Raw genomic sequence first — 9,064 nt, forward strand, 5'->3', positions numbered from 1 at the left:
CTCTGGAGCAACCGGCGCCACAGGAGCAACAGGAGATACCGGCGCCACCGGAGTCACAGGAGCAACAGGAGATACCGGAGCGACTGGAGTAGCGGGAGCAACAGGAGATATTGGGGCCACCGGAGCAACCGGCGCCACAGGAGCAACAGGAGATACCGGCGCAACAGGAGCCACCGGAGTCACAGGAGCAACAGGAGTCACAGGAGCAACAGGAGATACCGGCGCAACAGGAGCCACCGGAGTCACAGGAGCAACCGGAACCACTGGAGTAACGGGAGCAACAGGAGATACCGGAGCAACCGGTGCCACGGGAGCCACCGGAGTAACTGGCTCGAGTGCGATTATTCCATTTGCATCAGGTACCCCTGCTGTCTTGACTACAATTGCAGGCGGTCTTGTCGGAACATCTAGTTTGGTCGGCTTTGGTAGCTCTGCAACAGGCGTTAGCATAATAGGTGGTATCATCGACTTAACAGGTGCAGCAGGTACTCTTTTAAATATGGCATTCTCTGTACCAAGGGACGGTACCATTACTTCATTTGCCGGCTATTTTAGTACGACAGCAGCACTTTCTTTAGTCGGCACAAACATCACAGTGACAGCTAGTTTATTTGCTTCACCGACACCAGATAACAGCTTCACTCAAGTAGCGAGCGTCACATTGGCTCCAGACTTAACAGGGGTTTTATCGATAGGTGCTATTTCAAACGGCATCGCTACCGGTCTGAATGTGCCAGTTACACCGGAAACAAGATTACTGGTTGTATTCTCTGCGACTGCAACAGGCTTATCTTTAATTAACACCGTAGCAGGCTATGCGAGTGCTGGTTTATCCATCACGTAATCAACACACAGGGATGACTCGATTTGAGTCGTCCTATTTTGTTTGAATGAATTTTCTCTCAACTTCGTAAGAAAAAATGATATGATTTTCTTAGAGTCTATTCAATGAATCTACTTGAATTAGGGGTTGTGGCGGTGAGGGTGGGCAAAAGGAAAGTCACTTTACAAACGAAAATATTGGGATTAATTATCGGTCTTTTGCTTGTTGTCATTGCTTTATTGACCATTTGTTTTGGTTTTTGCAGACAGCAGAAAGGCAGGTGTGTTTTGCAATAGAAAAATTTAGAAGTTTGCCAGCCTTCCAATTCCTGTTTATTTTTTGCGGGATAGCGCGTGCGTAACTCGGTAGCGGTCTCCTGTAAAGCTTAATATGTGAGCATGATGGCTCACCCGATTGACAAGTGCCGCAGTCAGTCTGGAACCGCTGAAAACCCGATTCCAATGGCTGAACTTTAGGTTAGAGGTGATGATCACACTCATTTGTTCGTATCAGTTGAATAAGGGAAAACTGACTCATTACTATACAATGTTTACTTATTTTGTACTTCATCTAATTCTTTTGGAACAGCACGATAAACAAAGAAAGCCAAAATGACTGCAATAACTGTTATGGCAAACATTACAAAATATACAAGTTCAACTCCAGCAACCATTGCCAAATGAATCGTCAGAGGGTCTTCTGGATTACTGGCGTTGTTCAGATATGTATTTTGTCTTGCATTCATAATGCTGACAAACACAGAAACACCAATAGCTCCTGCAATCGGCTGTATGATCGATAGCGTTGCAGTCCCATGTGGATAGAGCTCTTTAGGAAGCTGATTTAATCCATTCGTTTCCGTAGGCATGAATAGCGTCGCGTCAGCTGCCATTATTAAAATAAAGCCAACAACAACAACCCATATTGATGTTTCCATATTAAAATTACTCATCATAAACATTGTTACAGCTAAAACTATCGTCGCTGGAATCATTAAGGCACGAGGACCGTATTTATCAAACAAACCTCCCATGATTGGATTCATTATACCACTTAATAAAGCTCCAGGCAGTAAGACAAGACCAGTTGTAGCTGCTGTTAACCCTAATGGTCCTTGCATATAGATTGGCAAGATAATCTCAGAAGCAAACATCGTCATAACAATGATAAAAAATAGCAAGAACGCATGTGTGAACATAGGATAACGGAATACCCTTAAATCAATAAGTGGTTCTTTCAGTTTCAGTTGCCTGATTGTAAACAGAACCAATGCGAGAAGTCCAATCCCTATAATAGAATAGACTAGTGGGTCTGAAAAGCCTCTCTCTCCAGCAGAACTAAAGCCATACACAATCGAACCAAAGCCAATCGTAGAGTAAATAAGAGATAACGCATCTACTTTCGGTTTTGTAACTTCAGATACATTCACTAAATACTTTGCTGCAAACACAATAGAAAATAATGCAAATGGGATGACTGTAATAAATAAAAACCGCCATCCTAAATATTCAACAAGTACTCCAGATAAAGTCGGTCCAATTGCTGGTGCAAACATAATGACTAATCCTACTAGTCCCATCACCTTTCCGCGTTTGTGTGGGGGGAAAATAAATAAAAAAGCATTTATCATGATTGGGATAATTAAACCTGTACCGACTGCTTGAATAAGGCGACCAACTAATAAAATTGGAAAGCTCAGTGAAGTTGCACATATTATCGTTCCAATAGTAAAAATCAACAATGTCCCTAAGAACAATTGTCTTGTCGGAATCCACTGGATTAAAGTAGCTGACGCTGGAATAACAATCCCCATCACTAACATAAATCCTGTTGTCATCCATTGTACTGTTGGCAATGATACATTAAATTCCGCCATTAAGGTTGACAAGGCAACATTTAATAACGTTTCATTTAATATTGCAAAAAAAGCACCAATAATTAAAGACACGACAATTGGCATCACTTTCACGTTCGGATTATCAATTAGATATTCATATTTTTTCGTTTTATTAGGCACATGAAAGTTCCTTTCTACACAATTTAGATAAAATAGTTGAAGTTACAAAAAGTCCTTTATGACAATAAAGAAGTGAAAGCGAATAAATTTCACTCCTGAATCCCAGTCCAAAAAATATCCCATATAATGTTTTGTACTTGGTCATACCTTGCACTATCTTCATATACTAATTGAGTCTCAAGACCATCTAAAACTATTAAAAAAGCTAATGCACATTCTTTTTCACTTTTACGGAATGTTTGCTTGGAAAAGCATGTTTCTAATGTTTCCGTTAGACAATCCATATATATCTGCAGCTCTTTATTAATATCTGCGAGAATCTCATCTGATACAAGAAAAGCAATTTCGATCAAAAATCTAGTATTTGAATTCGCACGATACCTTACTTTATATTCATTTAGATATTGATACAATTGCTGCTCAACAGGTTTATGTGCATTTTCCCTGAAGTACTGCTGAATAAATTGAACCTCCGTCTCAATAGTTTCCTTACATACTTCGTTAAATAGCGATCGGTTGCTTTTAAAGTGGTATGAAAGTGATTGTTTACGAATACCTACTTCTTCTGCAATCTGAGAAAGTTTCGTTCCCTCATAACCAAACTGGATATAATGTTTTACAGCCACTTCTTTTATCTTTTCTCTACTCAAATTAAAACATCCTTTCCTTCAAATGATTACCAGTCTAGTGAAAAGTGAGTTTTTTATAAATGTATCTGACTCGAGTTAGTCAACATGTATAACAATACACTGACTATTGTCAGAATACAAATTTAATTTGAAATATTCATCTTACGCATCGCATGTATACTAATGCCTGTTGGAATCTTGGCTGGAACCAAAAAAACCAAGGTTTGAACAAAATGAACAAAAAGCATTTATCGACCGAAAAAGAATTAAAATTCATAATATTTACTTCAATTTCAACGTCAGATATGATGACAGAAAGGGTTGGAAATGGGATACCAACAGCGCATACAACATAAGGGGTGAATAAGGTGTTAGCAATCTTAGGATTTCTTATGATGATTGTATTTATGGTTTTGATTATGACGAAACGTATGTCTGTTTTAACGGCATTGGTGTTAACACCAATTGCATTTGCTCTTATTGCAGGTTTTCATTTTACTGAAATTTCAGACATGATTGTCAAAGGTGTGCAGCAAGTCGCTCCGACAGCTGTCATGATTATGTTTGCCATTTTGTACTTCAGCATTATGATTGATGCGGGTTTATTTGATCCGATGGTGACGGGACAACGACGTACATGATTACAACAACAGCGATGCTTCCGTTATTTACGCTGCTGGCATCCGGCCGATTATTTTAGCAGGTATTGCGGGTGTTGGCATGGGGATTATGAATACGATTCCAGGGGGCGGTACAACACCTAGAGCGGCGAGTGCACTTGGCGTTGATCCATCACTTTTATTTGGCCCGATGATTCCAGTCATTGTCGCGTTAACAAGCGGGATATTTACTTTCTTTATGCCGAATGATGCATACTTTTATGGGGTACTGCCGATCCTATCAGAAACAGCGGCAGCATACGGTGTCGATAAAATTGAGATTGCCAGAGCATCTATTATTGGTCAGCCGATTCATATGTTAAGTCCACTTGTTCCATCGACTCATTTACTTGTTGGGGTATCACTGGATCAGCATCAGAAATTTGGGATGAAATGGGCTGTGCTTGTGGTCGTCGCCATGACCGTCATGGCGGTTCTCATTGGAGCCATTTCCATTTGGTAAATAGAAGAGTGCCCTGCTGTATAGAGCGGGCACTTTTTTTAGGTCATATTGCCGAGCGAGCTCCATTCATTTGCCCTATACAAAGAAATGCCTGTTCCTCCAAAAGATATATTTTTGAAAAATACTGACACTTTGTCTGTTTTTTTCTTTATAATGCAAATCAACGAAGGGAGAGGATAGCATGTCCAAACGAAAAGGAACAATTCTTTTTGCTGCTGTATGCCTCATAACAGGCAGTTTGTCGATGATGACTCCAGCCTCAGCAAACGCAGACACCCCTTATTATGGAAAAAGTTATGAACAGCCAGCCTCAGTCAAAAAGCTATACCCTGAGCCTGACGAGACGTTCGACACACCTGCCTTTCAGAAAAAAGGAGACACATTTACGACTCAAGAAGAGCTTCAACATTTCTTACGTGACATTGTCCGCAAAAGTCCTTACGCCACGCAGAAACAGATTGGAACATCCATTGATGGCCGGTCTATTCCAGCTCTCTACTTTACAAAGGATCGTCACATCTCTCCACTTTCAAAAAAGCCAACGATCTGGCTTCAAGCACAAATACACGGAAATGAGCCAGCCTCCGGCGAATCTGCTCTTGTTATCGCGAAACGACTAGCAGGTGAAGAAGGAGAGCGTGTACTCAATCATGTCAATATCATCATCGTCCCAAGGATCAACCCAGATGGTTCATATGCCTTTGACCGCAGGCTTGCAAACGGAATGGACGGGAATCGTGATCATATGACATTAGAATCTCCAGAGCTCACAGCCTTGCATCAAGAATTGAATCGTTATGCGCCAGAGGTGGTCATTGATGCCCATGAATACGATGTAGGCCAAAAGCAGTTTGAAGATGTTGGCTCATCAGGCGCCCTCAAATATCATGATTTACTCATTTTATCGGGTAAGAATTTGAACATTCCTGAAAGCATTCGTCTGACATCAAATGAGTTGTATGTGAACGGAGTTCGGGAAACGCTGACGAACAAAGGATTTTCTAATGACCTATATTATACAAACACAAGAGGGAAGGATGGAAAGATCGATCTCTATGAAGGCGGAACGGATGCACGAATTGGCCGAAATGCCTTTGCACTCTCGCCAGCTATATCATTTCTTGTAGAAAGCAGGGGGATTGGAATTGGAAGGGAGGACTTTGCCCGCCGCGTCGCAGCACAAGTCACCACTCATGAAAAAATCATTGAGACAACGGTGAAGCATGCCAAACAAGTCAAGCAGCAAATGGTGACGGAGCGGCTAAAACTGGTGAAAAAAGGTCTTCAAACAAACGATGACGATCGAGTGGTCATTCAAGATGATTTCAAAGCACCTGTGAACGATTCACTCGAAATGGTGGATATCGAGAAAGGACAGACCATCGATGTCCCTGTGCGTTTTCATAGTGCGAGCGATGCAGTTCCCGTATTGACAAGAGAGCGACCGACAGCTTATCTCATTCTCCCGGGGCATGAAGGGGTAGAGAGGAAGCTCAGAACATTAGGATTAAAAAGTGTCACATTGCCTGTTGGCGTGAAAGTGCCAGTACAAGCCTATCAGGTGACGAAGCGAGAGGAAAAGAGCAAAACAGATATTCAGCTTGAAACAACGCTCGTTGACAAGAAACGTCAGCTGCCAAAAGGAACCAAGGTGTATTTGACAGCACAGCCACAAACCAATTTGCTGTCACTTGCCCTTGAACCAGAATCAAAAGATAGCTATATGTCATCAGGGTTTATTGCTTCGAAAGCAGGCGATGAACTGCCAGTCTACCGTTTCTTGCTTCATCAGAAGACGTTAGGGATCAAATAAAAAAGCGGCACGCATTGTGCCGCTTTCAGCGTGTAGACAAACCCTCGCATTCTGTGTCAGTCCTGCGCGCTGGTGCTCCGAATGTCAAATTCGCTCCGCTCCGGTACTCGTCCTTCCTAGACTTCAAAGGTTTTCAATCACGCTGAAAAGAAGACAAAGGGCTAAAATAAAGATCATTTTCGCCCAGCTCTTATCTCATCTGTCATGCCTTCGTACGGTGCTTCTGCGATAATCGTTTCGTCATTTACACCTGCATGGTTCATATACGTAATGTCTGCGAATTCTGGAACAACATATTTCGGATATGTTTCGTATTTTTCACGAGATTGTTTCATGAGATCGATGTAGTCATTTTGATAGCAAACCGTGATATCTGGACGTTCATGCACCCATTTTGGGAAGAAGATGACGCCATGCATGCGTTTTTCCTCAGGCATAAAGTTCAGAGAAACGTCTGTCCCCGTTGGTTCTGTCCAGGAGACTTTGTAGACGCCTTTTGTCAGCTTCACAATATTCACTTCTTGATCACGAACCCAGCGGCCTCCGACCATTCCGCTATGAATGCGGTAATCAATGGTGTGATCGTTTTTAATGTAAATTTCATATTCCCAGCCATTTTCATACGTATAAATCATATGAAGTCCAACGAATTGATCCATGTTTATTCCTTCTTTCATTAGAATGATGTTGTTTAAAACATGTCATGATTTACATGTTTATTTTAGAGTGTATGGTATACTATTGTCAAAGAATATGCGTTGGAGGCCCATGATGAGAGTACTGAAATATGCCATTCTTGGCTTACTAGATCAGTGTGAGCTGACGGGATACGATATAACCAAATATTTTAAGGATTCCCTTGGACAGTTTTGGAGTGCGAAGCACAGTCAAATTTACCCTGAGCTGAAACGGCTCACAGAAGAAGGGTTTATTGAATTTGATGTTCGTATACAAGGAAAGAAGCTGGAGAAGAAGGTCTATCAAATTACTGAGGCAGGGAAAGCAGAATTGCATCAGTGGCTAAGGACAAAAGACCCGATACCGGAAACAACAAAGGATGAATTCATGCTGAAAACATTTTTCATCTCTTCCATGGACAAAGAAGAAGCGGATGACCTATTTACACATCAACTGCTAGAGCGTACCAAGAAAGTAGACATGCTTGAACAGAAGCTGCACGCTTTAACGGAGGAAGACCCTGCTGCTGAATCGCTTCATTCAGCGCAATTCGGGCATTACTTAGTGCTGACAAGGGCAATTGAAAGAGAAAAAGGGTATGTTCACTGGCTCCAAAAGACCCTTGGGCTCATTAATTCATCCACTGTCTAAGGACAATGATCGGATGATATGATAAAAATGGTTTGAAACAAGTGAATTTATCAATAGAAACCGCTACAATGGATATATTCGTATTAAAGTGAGGCGAGTATGTTTGAGTAACCAAGAAGCGTTGTGGATTGAAGCAGAAGCTTTTATTTCTTTATGCTATGAAGAATTAAACAAGTCAAATGAAGAGAAAGCAGCACGTCTGCATGAAATAAAACAAGAAATTGACTCTAAAGGGATGTATACTCACACACAAGAGGAATTAGCGCACGGGGCGAAAATGGCGTGGCGCAACAGCAACCGCTGCATTGGCCGTTTGTTTTGGTCAACGCTGCATGTTCATGACTGCCGGCATGTGAAGACAAAAGATGAGGTGAAAGAGGCGCTCTTTCATCATATTGAGTATGCAACAAATGGCGGGAAAATCAAACCGTCCATTACGATCTTTCCGCCAGAGCACGAGGGACGGAAGGAAGTGGTCATTTATAATCATCAGCTTGTCCGTTATGCAGGCTATGAAACGGAATATGGCATCATTGGGGACGAGGCATCGCTTGAATTAACAAAGTTATGTGAAGCCCATGGCTGGAAAGGGGAGGGCACGCATTTTGATATTCTGCCTCTCATGTTTCAGCTAAAAGGTCAGCCGCCGGTTCTGTATAATCTTCCGAAAGAGATCGTTCAAGAAGTCGAGATTACCCATCCTGAATATGAAGGATTTCGTGATTTAGGATTGAAATGGTACGCCGTTCCGATTATTGCTGATATGAAGTTAGAGATAGGCGGCATCCATTACAACGCTGCGCCGTTTAACGGCTGGTATATGGGCACAGAAATTGGCGCACGTAACCTAGCCGATGAAAATCGCTACAATATGTTGAAAAAAGTCGCTTCTATTTTAGGGCTGGATATGACAAAAAATGCATCACTTTGGAAGGACAAAGCCATTGTGGAATTGAATGTGGCGGTTCTTCATTCTTACCGCGAAGCAGGGGTGGCCATTGTCGATCACCATACAGCTGCGCATCAATTCAAGCAGTTTGAAAAGCAGGAAGAGAAGGCGGACCGCAAGCTGACTGGAGATTGGACATGGCTGATTCCGCCGGTGTCACCAGCTGCTACCCACATCTTCCACAAGCATTACGACAATACCATTGTGAAGCCGAATTATTTTTATCAGGAAAAGCCCTATCATGGAACAGAAAAAGCCTAGCGAAAGCTAGGTCAGATTGTAGAGAAACTCATGTTTTTCTACAATCTTTTTTATTTTCAACGTAAGTATGATGGATGAGATTTAATGAAAAAGGCCTCCCACACACCTAGCCTAGCTTCGC

The 9,064-nt window shown here is 41.9% G+C and carries 7 protein-coding genes and 2 pseudogenes; 5 read left to right on the forward strand and 4 right to left on the reverse strand.

The annotated features are described in order from the left end of the window. The coding region (locus ACSLGF_RS18480) for an exosporium glycoprotein BclB-related protein (protein WP_456007750.1) at window positions 1-844 on the forward strand (844 nt) is incomplete at its 5' end. A 311-nt stretch (window positions 845-1,155) separates the two neighbouring features. Here the strand turns inward: ACSLGF_RS18480 and ACSLGF_RS18485 are convergent. From ACSLGF_RS18485 to ACSLGF_RS18495, 3 genes and pseudogenes are all read right to left on the reverse strand, one after another. Continuing rightward, window positions 1,156-1,332, reverse strand: a pseudogene (locus tag ACSLGF_RS18485) (ATP-binding protein); the annotation flags it as partial. A 41-nt stretch (window positions 1,333-1,373) separates the two neighbouring features. Continuing rightward, on the reverse strand, window positions 1,374-2,783 hold the full coding sequence (locus tag ACSLGF_RS18490; protein WP_456007762.1) for an MDR family MFS transporter: 1,410 nt from the start codon (window positions 2,781-2,783) through the stop codon (window positions 1,374-1,376). Between the two features lie 146 nt (window positions 2,784-2,929). Then, on the reverse strand, window positions 2,930-3,490 hold the full coding sequence (locus ACSLGF_RS18495) for a TetR/AcrR family transcriptional regulator (RefSeq protein ID WP_456007752.1): 561 nt from the start codon (window positions 3,488-3,490) through the stop codon (window positions 2,930-2,932). A 347-nt stretch (window positions 3,491-3,837) separates the two neighbouring features. Here ACSLGF_RS18495 and ACSLGF_RS18500 point away from each other — a divergent pair. Both ACSLGF_RS18500 and ACSLGF_RS18505 read left to right on the forward strand, forming a co-directional pair. Next, window positions 3,838-4,591 (forward strand): annotated as a pseudogene (locus ACSLGF_RS18500) (hypothetical protein). Window positions 4,592-4,772: 181 nt separating this feature from the next. After that, complete coding sequence (locus tag ACSLGF_RS18505; RefSeq protein WP_456007754.1) at window positions 4,773-6,404, forward strand: M14 family metallopeptidase; 1,632 nt, start codon at window positions 4,773-4,775, stop codon at window positions 6,402-6,404. A 173-nt stretch (window positions 6,405-6,577) separates the two neighbouring features. Here ACSLGF_RS18505 and ACSLGF_RS18510 read toward each other — a convergent pair whose 3' ends face one another. Then, window positions 6,578-7,063, reverse strand: a complete 486-nt coding sequence (locus tag ACSLGF_RS18510; protein WP_456007756.1) for a phenolic acid decarboxylase — start codon at window positions 7,061-7,063, stop codon at window positions 6,578-6,580. Between the two features lie 112 nt (window positions 7,064-7,175). On the opposite strand from ACSLGF_RS18510, the gene ACSLGF_RS18515 reads away from it, so the two are divergent. After that, the gene (locus ACSLGF_RS18515) at window positions 7,176-7,733 is read left to right on the forward strand and encodes a PadR family transcriptional regulator (protein WP_456007758.1); all 558 of its coding nucleotides are present in this window, start codon (window positions 7,176-7,178) and stop codon (window positions 7,731-7,733) included. 103 nt (window positions 7,734-7,836) lie between these two features. Continuing rightward, window positions 7,837-8,943, forward strand: coding sequence for a nitric oxide synthase oxygenase (locus ACSLGF_RS18520; RefSeq protein ID WP_456007760.1), 1,107 nt, complete (start codon window positions 7,837-7,839; stop codon window positions 8,941-8,943). The last annotated feature ends 121 nt before the right edge of the window (window positions 8,944-9,064 follow it).

The sequence above is a fragment of the Bacillus sp. A015 genome, assembly GCF_053851875.1.

What these genes read in the sequence shown, in the direction of transcription:
- ACSLGF_RS18510 (WP_456007756.1), bottom strand. Translation starts at nt 7,063, where the DNA reads ATGGATCAATTCGTTGGACTTCATATGATTTATACGTATGAAAATGGC.
- ACSLGF_RS18490 (WP_456007762.1), bottom strand. Translation starts at nt 2,783, where the DNA reads ATGCCAATTGTCGTGTCTTTAATTATTGGTGCTTTTTTTGCAATATTA.
- ACSLGF_RS18505 (WP_456007754.1), top strand. Translation starts at nt 4,773, where the DNA reads ATGTCCAAACGAAAAGGAACAATTCTTTTTGCTGCTGTATGCCTCATA.
- ACSLGF_RS18515 (WP_456007758.1), top strand. Translation starts at nt 7,176, where the DNA reads ATGAGAGTACTGAAATATGCCATTCTTGGCTTACTAGATCAGTGTGAG.